This window comes from Clostridium sp. MCC328, from assembly GCF_018785465.1.
Taxonomy (GTDB): domain Bacteria; phylum Bacillota; class Clostridia; order Lachnospirales; family Lachnospiraceae; genus Pilosibacter; species Pilosibacter fragilis.
Genome location: NZ_WQPW01000021.1, coordinates 23,147 through 41,429 on the forward strand (window position 1 = coordinate 23,147; position 18,283 = coordinate 41,429).

General features: G+C 49.3%; 18 protein-coding genes. 4 read left to right on the top strand and 14 right to left on the bottom strand.

Features of this window, described 5'->3' with window-relative positions; genetic code table 11:
- Window positions 1–379: 379 nt before the first annotated feature.
- The 7 genes from rpsR to GPK83_RS04320 all read right to left on the bottom strand — a co-directional run bounded on the left by rpsR (window position 380) and on the right by GPK83_RS04320 (window position 6,524).
- Window positions 380–646 carry a 30S ribosomal protein S18 gene (rpsR, locus tag GPK83_RS04290; protein ID WP_015552975.1) on the bottom strand — a complete coding sequence of 89 codons (267 nt, stop codon included), beginning with the start codon at window positions 644–646 and terminating at the stop codon, window positions 380–382.
- A 121-nt stretch (window positions 647–767) separates the two neighbouring features.
- Complete coding sequence (locus GPK83_RS04295; protein ID WP_021905147.1) at window positions 768–1,262, bottom strand: single-stranded DNA-binding protein; 495 nt, start codon at window positions 1,260–1,262, stop codon at window positions 768–770.
- Between the two features lie 18 nt (window positions 1,263–1,280).
- On the bottom strand, window positions 1,281–1,568 hold the full coding sequence (gene rpsF / locus GPK83_RS04300) for a 30S ribosomal protein S6 (RefSeq protein ID WP_015552973.1): 288 nt from the start codon (window positions 1,566–1,568) through the stop codon (window positions 1,281–1,283).
- A 240-nt stretch (window positions 1,569–1,808) separates the two neighbouring features.
- Window positions 1,809–3,311 (bottom strand): tripartite tricarboxylate transporter permease, encoded by a 1,503-nt coding sequence (locus tag GPK83_RS04305; protein WP_117468990.1) that lies wholly within the window; start codon window positions 3,309–3,311, stop codon window positions 1,809–1,811.
- Between the two features lie 15 nt (window positions 3,312–3,326).
- Window positions 3,327–3,854, bottom strand: a complete 528-nt coding sequence (locus tag GPK83_RS04310) for a tripartite tricarboxylate transporter TctB family protein (protein WP_118735649.1) — start codon at window positions 3,852–3,854, stop codon at window positions 3,327–3,329.
- A 3-nt stretch (window positions 3,855–3,857) separates the two neighbouring features.
- Entirely contained in the window at window positions 3,858–4,988 is a 1,131-nt protein-coding gene (locus GPK83_RS04315) for a tripartite tricarboxylate transporter substrate binding protein (RefSeq protein ID WP_021905144.1), read from the bottom strand.
- Window positions 4,989–5,162: 174 nt separating this feature from the next.
- On the bottom strand, window positions 5,163–6,524 hold the full coding sequence (locus tag GPK83_RS04320; protein WP_215704102.1) for a sodium-dependent transporter: 1,362 nt from the start codon (window positions 6,522–6,524) through the stop codon (window positions 5,163–5,165).
- A 279-nt stretch (window positions 6,525–6,803) separates the two neighbouring features.
- On the opposite strand from GPK83_RS04320, the gene GPK83_RS04325 reads away from it, so the two are divergent.
- Together GPK83_RS04325 and GPK83_RS04330 are read left to right on the top strand one after the other, a co-directional pair.
- Window positions 6,804–7,709: a LysR family transcriptional regulator gene (locus GPK83_RS04325; RefSeq protein ID WP_215704103.1), complete on the top strand. Its 906-nt coding sequence runs from the start codon at window positions 6,804–6,806 to the stop codon at window positions 7,707–7,709.
- Window positions 7,710–7,856: 147 nt separating this feature from the next.
- A complete protein-coding gene (locus GPK83_RS04330) occupies window positions 7,857–8,360 on the top strand; it encodes a shikimate kinase (RefSeq protein ID WP_215704104.1) in 504 nt (167 codons plus the stop codon).
- Between the two features lie 94 nt (window positions 8,361–8,454).
- On the opposite strand, the gene GPK83_RS04335 is transcribed toward GPK83_RS04330, so the two are convergent.
- From GPK83_RS04335 to GPK83_RS04355, 5 genes are all read right to left on the bottom strand, one after another.
- Window positions 8,455–8,652, bottom strand: a complete 198-nt coding sequence (locus GPK83_RS04335; protein WP_015552966.1) for a DUF951 domain-containing protein — start codon at window positions 8,650–8,652, stop codon at window positions 8,455–8,457.
- 109 nt (window positions 8,653–8,761) lie between these two features.
- Entirely contained in the window at window positions 8,762–9,751 is a 990-nt protein-coding gene (mgrA, locus tag GPK83_RS04340) for an L-glyceraldehyde 3-phosphate reductase (RefSeq protein ID WP_215704105.1), read from the bottom strand.
- Between the two features lie 91 nt (window positions 9,752–9,842).
- The gene (locus GPK83_RS04345) at window positions 9,843–10,565 is read right to left on the bottom strand and encodes an NAD-dependent protein deacylase (RefSeq protein WP_015552964.1); all 723 of its coding nucleotides are present in this window, start codon (window positions 10,563–10,565) and stop codon (window positions 9,843–9,845) included.
- Window positions 10,566–10,711: 146 nt separating this feature from the next.
- The gene (locus GPK83_RS04350) at window positions 10,712–11,737 is read right to left on the bottom strand and encodes a GNAT family N-acetyltransferase (RefSeq protein WP_215704106.1); all 1,026 of its coding nucleotides are present in this window, start codon (window positions 11,735–11,737) and stop codon (window positions 10,712–10,714) included.
- Between the two features lie 3 nt (window positions 11,738–11,740).
- Window positions 11,741–12,670 (bottom strand): phosphatidylglycerol lysyltransferase domain-containing protein, encoded by a 930-nt coding sequence (locus tag GPK83_RS04355; RefSeq protein WP_117551878.1) that lies wholly within the window; start codon window positions 12,668–12,670, stop codon window positions 11,741–11,743.
- A gap of 355 nt (window positions 12,671–13,025) precedes the next feature.
- On the opposite strand from GPK83_RS04355, the gene GPK83_RS04360 reads away from it, so the two are divergent.
- Entirely contained in the window at window positions 13,026–13,985 is a 960-nt protein-coding gene (locus GPK83_RS04360; RefSeq protein WP_015552961.1) for a bifunctional 4-hydroxy-2-oxoglutarate aldolase/2-dehydro-3-deoxy-phosphogluconate aldolase, read from the top strand.
- Window positions 13,986–14,272: 287 nt separating this feature from the next.
- Window positions 14,273–15,298 carry a sugar kinase gene (locus GPK83_RS04365; protein ID WP_021905128.1) on the top strand — a complete coding sequence of 342 codons (1,026 nt, stop codon included), beginning with the start codon at window positions 14,273–14,275 and terminating at the stop codon, window positions 15,296–15,298.
- 143 nt (window positions 15,299–15,441) lie between these two features.
- Here GPK83_RS04365 and GPK83_RS04370 read toward each other — a convergent pair whose 3' ends face one another.
- Both GPK83_RS04370 and GPK83_RS04375 read right to left on the bottom strand, forming a co-directional pair.
- Window positions 15,442–16,074 (bottom strand): GNAT family N-acetyltransferase, encoded by a 633-nt coding sequence (locus GPK83_RS04370; RefSeq protein ID WP_021905127.1) that lies wholly within the window; start codon window positions 16,072–16,074, stop codon window positions 15,442–15,444.
- A 2-nt stretch (window positions 16,075–16,076) separates the two neighbouring features.
- Window positions 16,077–18,221 (bottom strand): M28 family peptidase, encoded by a 2,145-nt coding sequence (locus GPK83_RS04375; RefSeq protein ID WP_252196236.1) that lies wholly within the window; start codon window positions 18,219–18,221, stop codon window positions 16,077–16,079.
- Window positions 18,222–18,283 lie beyond the last annotated feature (62 nt).

Sequence of the window (18,283 nt, forward strand, 5' to 3'; positions counted from 1 at the left end):
CCCTTCCACATTGCTGTTTCTTTTTTTGACTTTTCCTCTATGTAGTATAAAGGGTGTCAGCAAAAAAGTCAATTTTCAGACATAAATATCCTTAAAAGCCCTTTTGATTCAGCTTCTTATATTTTTCCAGCTTTCAGGAAAAACAAATTTCTTTTTCTTATTTCGATTTAATGTCAATACCTGTCATAACTCCATCTGTTCAGCGCGATCTTCGCGCGGGTGCACATCATCGACATGTAGTGCCTTTTTGTGTAACAGGAAATTCTCTACTACGCCAAAAAAGGATCCCACATGATCTCTCATATGGAATCCTCGAATGATGCTTCAAATTAATTAGATAAAACCTTACTTTATCCGTGAAAATCCTTATTTTAAGGAATTATTCACATGTGTACGGCATAAGAGCGATATGACGTGCTCTCTTGATAGCTACTGTTAAAGCTCTCTGGTGCTTTGCGCAGTTGCCTGTGATTCTTCTCGGGAGGATTTTTCCTCTCTCGGATACGTATCTCTTTAACTTGTTTACGTCCTTGTAATCGATCTCGCCGTTCTTATCGCCGCAGAATACGCAAACTTTTTTTCTTCTATGCATGCCGCCTCTTCTTACTCTGGAAGAATCGGACTTGTCACCTTTATTGAATGCCATTTTAAATTACCTCCTGTTAGTTTCGTTGTCTGTAACCGTCCAACGCTTGTCCGGCCACGTGCAAACTCAGTCTACTCACAGCGAATTAGGAGTAACGCACTGTATTGTCTCAGACTGGTATTTAGTTGAATGGAAGTCCTTCGTCCTCGACTCCATCCGGAATATTCATAAATCCATCGCCGATGGCACTGGACGGAGCAGGTCTTGTCCCCTGCTGATAGCCGCCGCGGTTTCCGCCGCCGTAGCTGTTGCCGCCGCCAAAGCCGCTGTTATCGCCGCCCTGACCCTTGCTGTCAGCGAATTCCTGGTCATCTACAATAATATCTGTTGTATAGACCTTCTGGCCATCCTTATTTACATAGCTTCCGGTCTGGATTCTTCCGGAAACCAGTACACGCATGCCCTGACGGAAATATTTCTCCGCAAATTCACCGGCACGATCAAAAGCTACGATGTTGATAAAATCGGCCGTCTGACCCTGATCGCCGTCCTGGCTTCTTCTGCCTCTTCTGTCAACTGCAAGCGTATATCTTGCGATTGCCATGGAGCGCTCGCCCTGGGAATAGCGTACTTCCGGATCTCTGGTTAATCTACCCATAAGGATAACTCTGTTCATATTCTCACTCTTTCTTTATTAAGCGTCCTGTCTTACGCAAAGATAGCGAACAACCGGCTCCATAATACGGATGTGAGCCTCAACCTCGTTCGGGCAGTTTGCCTCACCCTCGAAGTGGATGAAGTAGTAGAATCCCTCTTTGCTCTTCTGGATCTCGTATGCAAGTCTCTTCTTGCCCCATTCGTCCACATCAACGATATTGCCGCCGAAACGTGTGATATAGCCTTTCACTTTCTCAAGTGCGGCTGCTCTCTCGTCATCTTCAAGTTTTGCGCTAAGAACAACTGCTAACTCGTATTTGTTCATAGTTTCATAAACCTCCTTCTGGTCTTCCGGCCCCCGATTTTCAGTATCAGGAGCAAGGATTTTTTACATGTCACAGGTAATAATTTTAGCAAAAAAGAGCAGGAAATGCAAGCACTTTTTGCCTGATTTCCTGCTCTTTTTATACTTTTTTCATTCCTTACCATCTTTCGCACCGGTGAGAGATCCTGCGCCGGTCGAAATTTGGTGATCCGGCCTGTTTTTCAGAAGTTTTATCTGAAATTACGCCGTTTTTCTCGAAAAGATCCCTTTTACTTTATCGATATACGGCTTCGTCCACGGAATATTTCCAAGAAGGACGAATAATGTACAAATCGAAAGAACGATCGTGATCGGATGTCCGAACATCGCCATAAACGGGTTGTCGGAGGACGATGCCAGGGACACTGCCTGACGGAAATTGGAATCCATCATCTTTCCGAGTACCATCGCAAGGATCAGCGGGGCAACCGGATAATCGAACCGGCGCATCATGAATCCCATCAGTCCGAAGAAGAACATGAGTCCCACATCAAACAGACGGTTGTTGCACGCGAAGGAACCGATCACACAGAGGCTCGTTACCACCGGGATCATGATATTCTTCGGAATCGTAATGACCTTACAGATCCTCGGGGCAACAATCAGTCCTAACAATAAAAGCGCAAAGCACGCGATGATTCCCGCTACTACGATCGAGTAGAAGGATTCTTTGTTCTGGGTGATAAATAACGGACCCGGCTGTAAGCCATGGACATAGAATACGGAAAGGATGATCGCGGTAACTGCGTCGCCCGGAACCGCCAACGTCAGCATCGGGATCAGTGCACCGCCGATACATGCGTTGTTGGAGGACTCACTGGCAACGATTCCTTCCACCGCGCCCTCGCCGAAGGGAACCTCCGGCTTCTTTACGAGACGCTTCGCCTCATTATATGCGATAAAGGATGCCACCGGTCCGCCTGCTCCCGGAAGAGCGCCGACTAAAAGACCGATCGTGGATGTATATAAGGAAAGCTTCCAGCTTTTTAAGATCTCTTTCAGGCTGACCTTCGCCTTTTCCATCGCAAGGACATTCTGCTCCTGCTTCATGTTGTATACAACAGAGAGCACTTCTGCGAAACCGAAGAAGCCGACAAGTGCCGGGACTGTGCTGACACCGCCCGCGAGGTTCTGGATTCCGAAGGTCAGGCGCTTTGTTCCCATCAGCGGATCCAGTCCGATCATGCTGATCACAAGACCGATCATAACGCTGATAAGGCCCTTCGCGTAGTTCTTCGTGCTGACGGAACCAACCGTCGCAAGTCCGAAGAGGGCCAGAAGGAAATAGTCCATCTTTGTAAATTTGATCGCAACTCTCGATACCGGCTCCGCTAAGAGTCCCAGAGCCAGAAGACCAAATAAGCTTCCGATAAACGAGTAGATCGTTGCGGTAAAGAGCGCCTTGTAGGACTGACCTTTTTTCGACATCGGATAGCCGTCCAGTGTCGTTACGACCGATGAAGGCGCGCCGGGGATATTGATCAGGATCGCCGATACCGCGCCGGAGAAGACTCCGACTACATAGACACCCATGATCATCGCCAGGGCGTCTGAATGTTCCCAGGTATAAGTAATGGATACGAGAAGCGCAGTCGCCATGGACACGGAAAGTCCCGGGATCGCTCCTACGAACAGACCAGCCACAGAACCAAGGAGAACCATAAGGATAAACCGCGGATCGACCACGGATAACATCTGCATCATTTTCCCTTCTCCTTTCTATGGCAGAAGCACATGTAAGAATGTGCGAAACGCAAGGCTTAAGAACAAGGTGGTTCCGATCGGCACGAAGACAAGGACCGGAATTTTTCTGACACCCATGAAAATCATCATGGCAATCAGGAATACCACCGTCACAACCTCAAATGTCGAAAATGTATACGCAAAAGATAAAATTCCGATGGTGATATACGGAATTTTAATGAAGGCGAGAGCCGCATAGTAGATCGCACAGATTATCAGGGCGATCACGACCCAGCGCCTCTTTTCTGTTTTTCCTGCCTTTTCCGGCTTCTTGTCATCCGGATTTGCGGCAGCCTTTTTCATCGCCGTAACTCCCTCTCCGACGATCCATAAGGACAGACCGATCATGGCGATCGCCACGATCAGCGGAAACAGGTACGGGGACTGTGCCCAGCTTTTGTTAAACCCTTTCGCGTAGGATGAAAGAGAATACGAGAGCAGCACAAGGCCGCTCCCGCAAAATACAATTCCTTCGACGATCAGCGAATGAATCTTATTCTTCATTGATTATTCTCCAATTCTCTTGATGCCGAACTCTTCCGGACTCTTCTCGGCAACACCGTTGTCATACTGTAACCAGCAGATTACGGATTTCCAGTTGTCATAGAATGCCTGGATCGATGCGTCATCTTTGTACTCGTCATATACCGGATCCGCTGCGTTCTGTTTTACGAAGTCGGTCCACTCCGGATCTGCGAATACCTTCTCAGATGCTGCCTTTAATACATCAACGACCTCCTGCGGTGTATCGTTATTTACAACGAAGGAAAGGAGTGTGTACGGGATATTTAAGTACTTTTCAGCTTCCGGAACTGTCTCTGTAAACGCCGGGATATCCGGGTAAGCGTCCATTCTCTTATCGGAGAATACTGCTAACGGTTTCACATCGCCGCTCTCAATATAGCCGCCGAGTGTGGAGATATTCGGGTTTGTGAAGTCAACCTGTCCGCCGATGACACCGAGAAGTGCGTCGTTACCGGAGTCAAAGCTTGTCATAGCAACTTCATAGCCGAGCTCTTTTAATACAAGGCCCTGATTGTGTCCGCTTCCTCCAGGACCGGAGTGGGACATTGTGATCTTTCCCGGATTTTCCTTGATCGCATCAAGAAGCTCCTGAAGAGTGTTGTACTTGGAGTCTTTTCCGACTACAAGAACCTTCGGATCACCAACTAACGGAGAGATAACGGTGAAATCATCGTATCCGAGGTCGCAGATATTCATGGTTCTGTAGGTTCCCATCGTCTCCGCGCAGACAAGAAGTGTGTAGCCATCAGACGGCTGCTCTTTTACGAACTGGCTTCCGATGGATCCGGACGCGCCGCCCTGGTTTGTAACGGTAATCGGCTGTCCTAAATATTTTTCAAGCAGAACTGCAAGCTTTCTGCCCCATGTATCGGTTGTTCCGCCTGCACCGTAAGGAATGATCATTGTGATCGGTTTTGTCGGATAATCTGCGGTCGCAACAAGATCGCCGGCAGCCTCTGCGGTTGTCTCGCTGTCTTTTGCTGCTTCTGCAGTTGTCTCAGCTGCTTCTGTTGCTGCTGCGGTCGTCTCGGTCTTGGAAGATGTGGAGACACTGCATGCAGTCATGGACAAGCACATCATAGCGGCCATGCCCAGTGCAATCATCTTTTTCATTGTGGTACTCTCCTCTTTTTTTGTATTTGCGATGCTTATTATAACACAGGTTATTTCGATATTCAATACAAAAACTTTTACACTTTAAAGTTTTTATGTGCATATCGCATTAAACCGGTAAGTTTTTCATGAATTCCTGTCTTTTTATGAATTTCGTGCATACCGGTCAGTCTGTTATCCGATCAGTCCCTGGATCAGGATCACCAAAATCAGCACCGGAAGAACATACCGGAAATAGATCTTCGCCCAGTTCGCCCCCGGCATCTTAAGTCCCGCTCCATTGTTTGCCTCTGCGAGATACTTATCATATCCCCATCCCCACTTGCTCACGCAGAATAAGAGATAAACAAGGGATCCAAGCGGTAAAAGCAGGTTGCTGACTAAGAAGTCCTCAGAATCCAGAACATCTCTCGCGCCGATAATGTGGAGGTTACTCCATACATTGTAGCCCAGAACACAGGGCAGGCTGGCGATCAGGACGAAAATGCAGTTGATCACGGAAGCCTTTCTTCTGCTCCATCCAAAGTTATCCATGCAGCTGGAAAGCAGATTTTCAAACACGGCGATAACAGTTGAGAAGCTTGCCGCCGACATAAATAAGAAGAACAGCATGCCCCAGATCCGTCCGCCTGCCATGTTTGCAAACACGTTCGGAAGTGTGATAAAGATCAGCTGCGGACCCGCATCCGGCTGTACGCCGAAGGAAAAGCATGCCGGGAAGATAATCAGTCCGGCGGAAAGGGCTACCAGCGTATCAAGGCCGCAGATCCGTACCGCCTCACCTGCAAGCGTATGTTCCTCGGACATGTAGCTTCCGAAGATCTCCATTGCCGCAATGCCAAGACTTAATGTAAAGAAGGACTGGTTCATGGCCGCCATGATCACCGATCCAAGTCCAACCTCCGACGCGCGTTTGAAATTCGGGAGAAGATAAAAGCTCAGTCCCTCTTTCGCGCCCGGAAGGATCAGGCTGTGTCCCGCAAGCACCAGGATCAGCAATAACAGCGCCGCCATCATCCATTTTGTGATCTTCTCAAGGCCATTCTGAAGACCTCTGCTGCAGATAAAGAATCCGGCAACAACAGTCACAGCCATCCAGAATCCCATCTCACCGGGATTGCCAAGCATATCCCCAAATACTCCCGCGACCTGATCCGCATTCATTCCGGTGAATGTTCCCGTCGCGAACTTCACGAAATAGCTGAGCATCCAGCCGGATACGGTCGTGTAGTACATCATTAACAGGTAACAGCCAAGGATACAGAACCATCCGTGTACATGCCATTTACTGCCCGGCTTTTCCAGTGCCCGATACGCGCCGACCGCGCTCTTTCGTCCCGCACGACCCACCGCAAGCTCCATCGTGAGGACCGGGACGCCCATACACAACAGGAACAGCAGGTAGAACAGGACGAACACGCCGCCGCCGTTCTGTCCCGCTACATACGGAAACCGCCACACATTTCCAATTCCGATCGCACAGCCCGCGCTTACCAGTAAAAAGCCTAAACGTGAGCCAAAATTTTCTCGTTTCATAAGCATAACTCCCCTCTTACGGCTGCGGCCCGCGCCTGTCTTATCCGCAGCTCTTATCCTGCTGCCTTCACTGTATTCGGTATGGTACAGCATGTTCCGTTTGAAACATATCTGCCCTTGTACCGCCATCCAGCATCAGTAGTCTTATGATACCGCCCGGTAAAAGGATTTGCAACCGCGCATTTTGTATGATATCATAAGAAAAACTTATGTTTTACGAAGAGTAACGATGCTTCCCACAGAGTGGGGCGATTTATTCCTATTTTTCAGGAGGAGCTTATGAACACAAACCAGCTGCGCTACTTCGTGACCGCCGCTGAATGCCGCAGCTTCACGAAAGCCGCGGACCAGTTTTATATTACCCAGACTGCCATCACCCAGCAGATCCACGCGTTAGAAGACAGCCTCGGCGTCCCGCTCTTTGACCGGTCGAGCCGCCCGATCTCCCTGACTCCGGCCGGAAGCGCATTTCTAAGTGATGCAAGGTCGATCCTCGGCCGCATTGATCAGGCGGTAAACCGGATTCAGGAGGTTTCAACCGGTATGGTAGGAACCCTGCGGATCGGATATACAAAAGGCTTTGAGCGAAGCAATTTTTCCAACTCCCTGCGTTTCTTCCATAATAAATATCCAAATATTCTTGTCTCCTGTTACCGCCGGAACACCGATCTTCTCGCCGCGGGGCTATTGAAGGACGAATATGATATTATTTTTACCTGGGACAGCACGGAGCTCGTGAAAAACGAGTCCATTGAATACCGGCTCATTGAACGCAGTCCTCTGATGGTAGCGGTTTACAGCAATCATCCACTTTCCAGGCGGGAATCCCTTCAGCGGTCAGAGCTCCACGGCGAACGCCTGCTGTTCATGACCCCGTCCAGCACCGGTGATTCCGTCAGTGACCTCCGCTTCTACGAGATGTATGAGCAGGCCGGATATCATCCAGACATCTTCTTCCGTTCCAACGATGTGGAGAGTATTCTCATGATGGTATCCATCGAGGAAGGGATCTCCATTATTCCCTCCTATGTAACGCATAAGCTGACAAATGCGGAAAACCTTGTGTTTATCCCGCTGATCGGTGAAGATGAGGTCGTTGAGATCATTGCGGCGTGGAAAAGATCCTCCGGGAATCTGGCGCTGCAGCAGTTTTTGGGGCATTATCCATTGTTGAAGTCGGAGTAATATTGCGTTTCTACTATATTTATGATATTTTAAATATGTTTTTATTTACGAACCGGTACATCCAGCTCATTTTCCATCAACCGAAGCAAGATAGAAAACGCAGAATATTTTCGCCTGAATACGCAGGCCTTTCGAGAGGAACCAGACATGACACCAGAACATCCAATTATTTTATGCGGCTTCACAAGTAGCGGAAAGACCACTATCGGGAAACTTCTCTCCGAACAGCTCGGTCTCCCGTTTTACGATACGGATCAGATGCTGATCGAACATTACAAAATGACGATCCCGGTGATCTTCGCAAAAGGCGGGGAGTCTTTGTTCCGGGACTATGAACATGAGATCGCCCGTCAGGTATGCGGCCTCGGCCCGTCCGTGGTCTCCACCGGAGGTGGAATGCTGACCTTTGACCGGAATGGAGAGATCCTCGCGAAGAGCGGCACGATCTTCTATATTGACCGCCCGTTTGAGGACTGCTACCAGAATCTTGCGTTGCATCCGGAACGACCGTTATTTAAGAACCATACAAAAGAGGAGATCGAGAATACCTATCTCACGCGACGCGGGTTATATAAGAAATATGCAAAGTACGATATCCCGAATACCGGGGGGCCGCAGGATGCGGTTGAGAAGATCTGTGCGCTTTTATAGTTGCCTCCGAACTCAAAAACCAGCCACATGTTTTCCATTACGCTTCCCGCTCTAATGGATCCCATGTGACTGGTTTTTGTTTTTCAAGTTTCCTTTATTTTACTTCCGTCCCATCCGGTTTCCTGAGTCCTCTGGTATTCTTCTCCACCAGCCGTCTCGTCACCATGACCATATGGCCGCAGCCCATGCATTTTAAGCGGAAGTCCGCGCCCACGCGCAGGATTTCCCATTCCTGACTGCCGCAGGGATGCGGTTTCTTTAATTTTACGATATCGCCTACTTCATATACCATTCTCTATGTCTCCTGTTGCCTGAAACCTGTCTTCTCAAACGATCTCTTATTTCTTACAAATTTTCACGCTTCATATATTTTCTGCGTGTTGATCCTGTTCTAAGTTCTTTTATGCCAGGATCTCGTCGATCTTTTTCAGCTCATCCTCCGAAAATCCCGTGCCCTCAAGCGCCGCAAGGCTGTTATCCAGCTGCGAAACTCTGCTGGCGCCCACCAGGACCGTTGTCACCTCCGGGCGGCGTAAGATCCAGGCGATAGCCATCTGCGCCAGCGTCTGTCCGCGTTCTTCCGCAAATTGGTTTAATTGTTTGATTTTTTCTAATTGTTCATCAGAAAGATACCGCTGTGCCACCGTCGTTCCCTCACGGGATGCGCGGGAACCTGCCGGAATCCCCTTCAGGTATTTATCTGTCAGTGCGCCCTGAGCGAGCGGGGAAAAGCAGATACAGCCCACTCCGTTTTCATCAAGCGCGGAGAGAAGTCCGTCTTCCACCCAACGCTCCAGCATATTATAGCGCGGCTGGTGGATCAGGCACGGCGTTCCGTTTTCCTTTAGGATCTTTACTGCTTTTCTCGTCTCTTCCTCTTTATAATTGGAAAGTCCGACATAAAGCGCTTTTCCGCTGCGGACGATATCGCTCAGTGCTCCCATCGTCTCCTCGATCGGCGTCTCCGGGTCCGGTCTGTGGTGGTAGAAAATATCCACGTAATCCAGTCCCATTCGCGTTAAGCTCTGGTCGAGACTCGCCATCAGATACTTTCTGGATCCCCAGTTGCCATACGGTCCCGGCCACATATCGTAACCGGCTTTTGTTGAGATCACAAGCTCATCCCGGTATGTACCAAGACAGTCCTTAAGCGCCTGACCGAAATTTTTCTCCGCAAGGCCGTTTGCCGGATGTCCGTAGTTGTTCGCAAGATCAAAGTGTGTGATCCCGCGGTCGAAAGCATGGCACAGGATCTCCTCCTGTTCCGCGATTGTCTTCTCCAGCCCGAAATTCTGCCAGAGTCCCAGCGCGATCCGCGGAAGCTTTAAACCGCTTCTTCCACAGCGTTTATACTCCATAGTCTCATAACGATTCTCTGCTGCCTGATACATAGTTTCTGCCTCCCATATTTCCGCCTGTTGCAGTATTCCGCATTTATCCCGGCATAGTCCGCTATTTCCAGCCCTGATATTCTTTCCGGAATCACACTCCGACTGCGTCCCCAAGCACTTCACCGATCGGCCCGCTGATCACGAGATCCGCGCGGTTATCCATCGGTGTCACGGATTTATTGATGAGGACCAGCTTATGTCCCCGGTAATAATCGATGAGCCCCGCTGCAGGATATACCGTGAGGGACGTTCCGCCGATGATCAGTACATCCGCATTCGCGATATATTTCACGGATTTTTCGATGGTCTCCTGATCCAGACCTTCCTCATAGAGGACTACATCCGGCTTGATCGTTCCGCCGCAGGTACATTTCGGGACTCCCGTAGAATTTAAGATCGCATCCAGTCCATAGAATTTTCCACAGCGTGTGCAGTAATTCCGAAGGACGGAACCATGGAGTTCCAAAACCTCCCTGCTGCCCGCTTTCTGATGCAGTCCGTCGATATTCTGTGTTACGACTGCCTTTAATTTTCCCATTTTCTCTAACTTTGCAAGCGCCTTATGAGCTCTGTTCGGCTCCGCGTTCGGAAACAGCATCTTGTTCCGGTAGAATCGGTAAAATTCCTCCGGCTTTCTCATATAGAAGGAATGGCTTAAGATCGTCTCCGGCGGATAATCATACTGCTGGTTGTACAGTCCGTCTGTACTCCTGAAATCCGGAATATGGCTCTCCGTGGACACGCCGGCACCGCCGAAAAATACGATATTGCTGCTCTCATCCAGCCACTTTTTTAATGTTTCCCGCTCTGTCATGACAGATCTCTCCTTTCTGTATTCAAGAACGTCTCGGCATTCTTGCTGCTCGCCACCTAAAGAGGTGGGAGTCATCTCATATCTGATATCATGCGCTTTTCTGCTTTGCTGTCAGCGGATCATGCACCGTTTGACCCTGATATCATTTACACAACTTCATCTAAGAACACTCCGCGAAACGGCTCAATATACTCCCCATACGGAATCTTCGCCACCTGCGCCGGTGTCCGGTATCCAAACAGCCACTCGGTAAGCTCCGAGATCGTCAGGACCTCCATTTTCCCCTTTGCGATAAACCGGGATTCCTGGATCATCCTCGAGCCTTCCTTTGTCAGCTGCCACAGCCATGCACCCTGATTCTGCGGTACGAAGAGATCGTTGATCCCGATCTCCACCGTCACTTCATCCTGCGGACAGTTCTCCGCCAGCCGGATCGTCTTTACGAACTCCGGCATGCAGACGATACGCGCCATGATCGCCGGCTTCCGTCCCGCCTCGCTCCGGTAATGTTCTCCGGTGTAGAGATAACGCATCTCCCGTTCCTTTAAGCCCCACTCACTCTGCATTCCGATAAACCAGTCATCGTCATAGAGCAGTGTGCAGGTTCCATTTTCGCTGGCAAGCTCCTTCTCCATCCGCTGTAAATATGCCTCATCGCGGATCGCAAAGACCTCATATTGTCTCTTTAACCAGGCAGTCTGCCACTCCGCCAGATCTGCACCCAGCGTCTTCAGGTTACAGGGCTCTCTGTGGATGTGGGGATTATATTTGAGAACCCAGCGCGGCTGATCATAAATATACCGGAAATCGTAGGGACGGTACAGGGACTCTCTTGCGGGCATCAGAAACGTAAACGGCATCCGTTCTTCCTGCATGTCCCGCAGCATGGCTAATATGAGACTTCGCATATATCCCTTGTGGCGCTCGGCAACCAGTGTGGAAACGCCGACGATATAGTCGCACACGGCCTCACTTCCCCGCATATAGATCTTATAAGGGTTCAGGTGGAGCATGGACACGATCTCGCCATTCTCCTCCCGGACAAGTACCTTGTTGTCCTTCATTTTTTCCTTAAAATAATAATCACAAAATTCCGTGGAATCTTCCGGGAACGCCTCTCTCCAGAGATCCAGGCATCTTCCCTTTTCTTCTGTCTCCAAATACCGTATCATACTTTACTCCGCGCTCTGTGCCTCAAAATCTAACTGTTTAATCCGATACTTTCTCGCGAAATCCATCGGCGCATAAGACATCTTTGCCTGCCGAAGTCCCGGGAGTCCCATATCATCCTCGCGGTTTACGATCTCCGCCTCCGGGAATTCATGGATCAGGAACTGCTGGTTGATCATCTGGTAAAGTCCGCGCATCTCCGGGTTCGCCTTTTCGATGTGGATGATCGCCATCTTTTCCTTATTATTATAGCTTCCGATGGAGAACGCCTCCAACCGGTCATCCACATAGATCCCTCCCATGCGGACTGACAGCATCGAGCAGTTCCTTAAGATCTCGTGGATTCCTTCCACTTCATAATCCAAGTGTCCCTCGACCTCCTGGCCTTTTCCCTCTCTCCATTGATCCAGAAACTTCCAGATCTCGCAGCCGTCCGAACAGCAGAGCGTCCGGTACTCATATCTTCCATCATATGCTTTCTTAAATGCGTTCAGGTTGTTTTTCTTCTTATGAAGTGCTTTTCCGGACAATGTCTTCAACGCCTCCGCACTGTAAAGGTAGTCCTTTGCATCCGGAAGCTCCGTTACGGAGTAGCGGTCCGCCGGAAGCTTTAAATAATCCACCGCCTCCTGGTCCGCCAGGTAGATCTCAAGCGGCAGATGAAGATTCTCATTGAAATATTGTTCGATCTCTTTAAAGTAGTGGGGCATATCCTCGATGGCGCACACAGGAAGAGATGCGTACATCTTTCCTAAAATCTTCATAATCCAGAGAACTGCCTTGCCATCTCTCTCGCAGAAGTGGACATGATAATAATCCGCCCAGAGAAAATTGTCAAGCATCACACTGTCACATGTATTGTCGTGGCGTCTTCCATAATACTTACTGAGTTCCGCAAAATTCTCGGCGCCCAGCTTCTGAAACTGTATATCCATATAATTGTTTTTTCCTTTCTAACTGCCGCTCATCTCCGGCAGCCGTTCCCGGTCTTTCACGAGAAATATTTTCTGCTCTTATGGTTCCCTTGTTTTTTACTTTTTATAGTTTACCACACTTCCATAATAAAATGAAGCGATTTGTTTTTCGGCAGTTTTACTCAGAAAATCCAGTAAAATTAGGCTTTTTCGCTATTGACAATTCGAATCTCATGAGTATAATCTAATTTAGATGATACCGCAATGCGAAACTTAGTTCCGCATTATGAAACCCGGTATTAAAACTCAATATGACTTGATTATTGACTAAAACTGAATTTCCTAAATTTATAAAGCAAAAAAGGAGACAGGAATCATGAACGAAGTTTTAGAGAAGATCCAGAAAATTGGTATTGTTCCGGTTGTTGTACTTGACGATGCAAAGGATGCAGCACCGCTTGCAAAGGCACTTTGCGAGGGCGGTCTTCCGTGCGCTGAGGTTACATTCCGTACAGCTGCAGCAGAAGAGTCCATCCGTATTATGGCAAAAGAATTCCCGGAGATGTTGGTTGGCGCAGGTACTGTTCTTACAACTGAGCAGGTTGACCGTGCAGTAAACGCAGGCGCAAAATTCATCGTAAGCCCGGGCTTAAACCCGACCGTTGTTAAATACTGTGTAGATAAGGGAATTCCGGTAACTCCGGGTACTTCCAATCCGAGCGATGTTGAGATGGCGATCTCCCTTGGCCTTGATGTTGTTAAATTCTTCCCGGCTGAGCAGGCTGGCGGAATCAACATGATCAAAGCTATGGCAGCTCCGTACACACAGATGAAGTTCATGCCGACAGGCGGAATCAACGCCAAGAACATCAACTCCTACCTTGCATTCGACAAGATCCTTGCTTGCGGCGGAAGCTGGATGGTTAAGAAAGACCTCGTAGCTGCCGGTGAGTTCGATAAGATCCGCGACCTCACAAAGGAAGCTGTTCAGACAATGCTCGGTTTTGAGCTTGCTCATATCGGAATCAACTGCGACAGCGAGACAGAAGCTGAAAAGACTGCTGACGCATTCGACGGTCTGTTCGGATTCACAAAGAAAGTCGGCAACAGCTCCGTATTCGCAGGAACCGCTGTTGAGGCTATGAAGTCCAAAGGACTTGGCTCCAAGGGTCATATCGCCGTTGCTACAAACTCTGTAGTAAGAGCAAAGAACTACCTTGAGATGATGGGATACAAGTTCAACGAAGAGTCCGCTAAGTTCAAAGGCGACAAGATGACAGCAATCTATCTCGCAGATGAGATCGGCGGCTTCGCAGTACACCTTGTACAGAAATAAGTAAAAATTTCGGGACCGAAATTTTTACGCTGTGCAAACGAAACGAAGTGGAGTTCGCACTTCCCGTCACGCTACGCAAACGTAGCGCAGCGGAGTTCGCGGTTCCCGTTACGCTGTGCAAACGAAACGAAGTGGAGTTCGCACTTCCCGTTTACGCTACGCAAACGTAGCGCAGCGGAGTTCGCGGTTCCCGTCGCGCTGTGCAAACGAAACAAAGTGAAGTTCGCACTTCCCGTCACGCTACATTATCTGATTATAAATTATATTAAAATTTAAGGAGAATCCTCATGTCCAAGAGAGTTATTACATTTGGTGAAATCATGCTCCGTCTCGCTCCGGAGGGATACTATCGTTTCGTTCAGGCTAACAACTTCGGCGCTACTTACGGCGGCGGCGAGGCTAACGTAGCTGTTTCCCTTGCAAACTACGGTTTTGACGCTGCATTCGTTACAAAGCTTCCGAAGCACGAGATCGGTCAGGCTGCTGTCAACGAGTTAAGAAGATACGGCGTTGATACTTCCACTATCACACGCGGCGGCGACCGTGTAGGTATCTACTTCCTTGAAAAAGGTGCTTCCCAGAGACCGTCCAAGGTTATCTATGACCGTGCACATTCCGCAATCTCCGAGGCTACTCCGGAAGATTTCGACTGGGCTAAGATCTTCGAGGGCGCTGACTGGTTCCACTTCACAGGTATCACACCGGCATTAAACGACACTGTTGCTGCTATCTGCCTTGAGGCATGTAAGAAAGCAAAAGAACTCGGCATCACAGTTTCCTGCGACTTAAACTACAGAAATAAGCTCTGGACAAAGGCTAAAGCAGGCGAGGTTATGGGTGAGCTCTGCAAATATGTTGATGTCTGCATCGCAAACGAAGAGGATGCTTCCGATGTATTCGGTATCAAGGCTTCCAACACAGACGTTACAAAGGGTGCTGTAAACCACGAGGGTTACAAGGACGTTGCAAAACAGCTTGCTGACCGTTTCGGTTTCCAGAAGGTTGCTATCACACTTCGTGAGTCCATCTCCGCAAACGATAACAACTGGTCCGCTATGTTATACGATGGCAAGGACTACTACTTCAGCAAGAAATACGCAATGCACATCGTTGACCGTGTAGGCGGCGGCGACAGCTTCGGCGGCGGACTGATCTACGCTTGCTTAAGCGACATGGATGCTCAGAGCATCATCGAGTTCGCAGTAGCAGCTTCCTGCTTAAAGCACTCCATCGAAGGCGACATGAACATGGTTTCCGTAGACGAAGTTAAGAAATTAGCTGGCGGCGATGGATCCGGACGTGTTCAGAGATAATTGATCTCAATTTATATCGTTGCCCCATTTGCCAATAAGGGCAAATTTATTCCTCAATATATACCATAAAACAAGGACCTCAGCGGCTGCCAATCGCTGAGGTCCTTGTTTTATGTACAAAATGTTGAGTTAAGTCTCTATTGTCAAATTTCTCTTACTAAACAATACTGCTTTAGTCCCATCCCCTTCTCGACAATCCCAAACACCTTAAATCCAAAATGCGCATAAAACGCCACATTCTTCTCATTATGTGTCTCCAGCGAGATCATCATCCGATGTTCCTCCGCATAGCGGATCGCGTCATCCATAAGCTTCTCCGCAACTCCGTGGTGCTGCACATTCGGGCTCACCGCGAGATAGATGATATGTAAACGGTTCTCCTGGTGGAGCTGGGCGGTCCAGTGGGAGTTTAAGTAATCACGTCCCCTGATAAAATTCCACAGCGTCTTTAAGCTCTTATCCTCCTTGATCAGATACTCATCTGTCTTCAAGGATGCCCACGCCTCCGTCAGGTAAAAGCGGACCGGATCATACTCCTCCGCCTCATCGGAGACGACCAACAGTCCGTTTAACTCCGGGCTGTCCGCAAAGATCTCACATGTCTCATAAAATTCGTTCAGATCACACTCAAAAAGCTCCGGCATCAGCCGTTTTCTCGTCTCGGCATCCGGGATCAGAGTCTCATAGAGCGGGTCCCTGGCAAAACATTCTACCAGCATCTTCTGGAGCCTGGGCAGATCTTCTCTCTGTACCCGGTACAAAATCTGGCTGTCCATAACTAAAAATCCAACACCTCTTTCGCTTTTTTTAACCCCGCTGTCAACGTATCCACAGCCTGGGTCATATATCGTATATCATCGTCAAAGCAGACAAGCTGCTCTTCTTCCATTTTTCTGAGAGCGGCAAGTTCCTCCGACACGTCATGTCTGCCTTCCGCGATCTTCTTTTGGAGGCTCTTGACCTCCTTCGAGAGGTCCACATGGTGGACGATCCGTCCGGCACCCCACTGTAACCGGTCACAGTCCTGGTTCAGGACATATTCCGTAAAGTAGTGGTACACTTCATCATCGAACTGGAACGCGTACTGGTTGTTGTCCACCAGGTACAGGGCATCCAGGGCCCCCTGCACATCCCTGTTCTCCAGGCTTCGGACCGCGTCGCAGATATGGCGCAGATTGCTCTGGGCGGCCTCGTGGGGGAACAGGACCTCATCGTGCCAGTTCAGGCGGACGAAATAGTCCTGGCATTTGCGGAATAAGTAAAGAAGCTGTTTCTGGAGCGCAGTGTTTCTATCATTCGCTTCTGTATCCGCTGCATTTTCGCCACGTTGAACAGTCGCACTTTCCGCTGCATCCGCCCCATCGGCCTCGGATTTTTCTTCTATATGAGATTCTTGACCACCTTTATGTATACAGCATGCAGCATCGGCATTCTTCACATCATTAATTTCTTTTACCTTCCGGTACACCTCATCCGCGATCTTCTTCGCCTCAGCCGTCCGCTCCAGCAGAACCCGGATACTCTTCTCGTCCTCCCGTCCCGTAACCGGTCTGACGCTCTCCTGGAGCGCCTGGAGCGTTCTTCCAACATTCACCGGCGCAACTTTCACCCGGTCGAATGCCATGACAAGAAGTCCATACAGCTCATGGTGGAACCGGAACACATCCGCGTTGTAATACTCGTCGTTGTCAAACTGGGAGTGATAATGGGTCTCCATAAACTCCGCGCTGCTGAATTCATTCACCATGGACGGAATTCCTGAGATCGCAACGGAGAAATCATCTGACCACGTCTCGATCGGGCACTGGACCCCGAGACCTTCCGGGTAGACCTTTCTCGCGTCCACAGGAAACTCTTTCACAAATTCTGTCAGGAAGTCTTCATATTCGTAGGTGGACCGGATCGCGTCCCAGGGATTGTGGGCGTAGGCCGGGAGCTCGAAATTCAGGTCCGCGATGACCTTTCCCTGCCATTCCGGCCGAAGCTTAAATACCTGCTGCCATGCACCGGTAGACCAGTCATACTTGGAGTTCTCGATCCCCCATTCCTCCGCCGCCATACAGCAGAAAACGATGGTCTTCTCAGGTTTATATCCAATCTCTAAAAGCGTCCTGGCGATCCCAAACATCAGCGCGATAGCGCAGTTATCATCCTGAAATCCATCAAAATAAGAGTCATAATGGCCGCTGAGCAGGATCATGTCCTCCGACCTTCCGGGAATGGTTCCCCAGACATTATAGGACGGCATATTTTCCGTTACTACGGATTTTGCGTCAAACTGTACCGTGATCCGCGGTGTCTCCTTTAATGCCGCTTTCAGGATCTCCGCATCCTTTCTCGACATGGAAAACGCCGGGGCGTCCTTCGGTCCTGCGATATCCTGGGCATTTAACGCCTCACTGTTGATCTCTCCATAGCCGTTGTCCTGAACTGCGATCACCGCCGCCGCGCCCTTTAAGTGGGCCTGATATACCGGATAGTTGATCCACCACTCATCTCGCTGGTTGATATCCACCATCACAAGGCATCCTGTCACATCCACTCCGTCATAGTCCGCTTCCTTTCCGCGTCCGGCGTAGACAAGTGGATACTCTTTCCATCCATCCGTCACAAACTCCGTCTGATAAGCGCCGAGCTGGATTTCATGTTTTTCTCCGTCTCGGTCCGTAAACCGCATGACCGCCTTCTCAAACTCCCAGGAATCCAGACAGAGCTCATCTTTATGGATATCAGAGAGCCCGATCCGCTCCATCTCCGCCTTCAGGAATTCCCCGGTATCAAATTCCGACTTCGATCCCGCTGTGCGGTAGCCAAGGACCGGATTGCTCTTAAATTCCTCCATCTTCTTTGCGAGGCGGTAGGAATATCCGATATCCACTGCCTTTAAATATGTTTCTTCGATCTTCCTTCTGTCACTCTCCAAAGCTGTCAACCTCCTTATCCCACCTCTGCGGGCCTGCTCCCTGAGACCGGGAAGTATTACAA